Origin of the sequence: Herbiconiux oxytropis (assembly GCF_024979315.1) — a bacterium.
GTDB lineage: Bacteria > Actinomycetota > Actinomycetes > Actinomycetales > Microbacteriaceae > Herbiconiux > Herbiconiux oxytropis.
On sequence record NZ_JANLCK010000030.1, the window covers coordinates 1 to 563 of the forward strand.

1 protein-coding gene is annotated in these 563 nt (G+C 65.9%); it reads left to right on the plus strand.

Annotated features, from left to right (window positions below; translation table 11 throughout):
• Positions 1–563, plus strand: a 563-nt coding sequence (locus N1028_RS19710; RefSeq protein ID WP_259531235.1) for a superoxide dismutase, incomplete at both ends; no start/stop codon positions are given.

The following is a 563-nucleotide window of genomic DNA, read 5'->3' on the forward strand; positions in this document are numbered from 1 at the left end:
CTGCCGGACCTGCCGTACGACTACGCCGCTCTCGAGCCCCACATCTCGGGCAAGATCATGCAGCTGCACCACGACAAGCACCACGCCACCTACGTCGCCGGCGCCAACACCGCCCTCGCCGGCCTCGCCGCAGCCCGAGACGCCGGCGACCTCGCCAACGTCAACAAGCTCGAGAAAGACCTCGCCTTCAACCTCGGCGGCCACGTCAACCACACCGTCTTCTGGACCAACCTCACCCCCGACACCCAGACCCCCGAAGGCGAACTCAAAGCCGCCATCGACGACGCCTTCGGATCGTTCGAGAAGTTCCAGGCCCACTTCACCGCCGTCGCCCTCGGCGTGCAGGGCTCCGGCTGGGCCGTCCTCGGCTACGACAGCCTTGGCGGCAACCTCACCGTCTTCCAGCTCTTCGACCAGCAGTCCAACGTCCCCTTCGGCGTCATCCCCCTCTTCATGCTCGACGTCTGGGAGCACGCCTACTACCTCGACTACCTCAACGTGCGCGCCGACTACATCAAGGCCGTCTGGAACATCGCCAACTGGCAGAACGTCGCCGAGCGCCT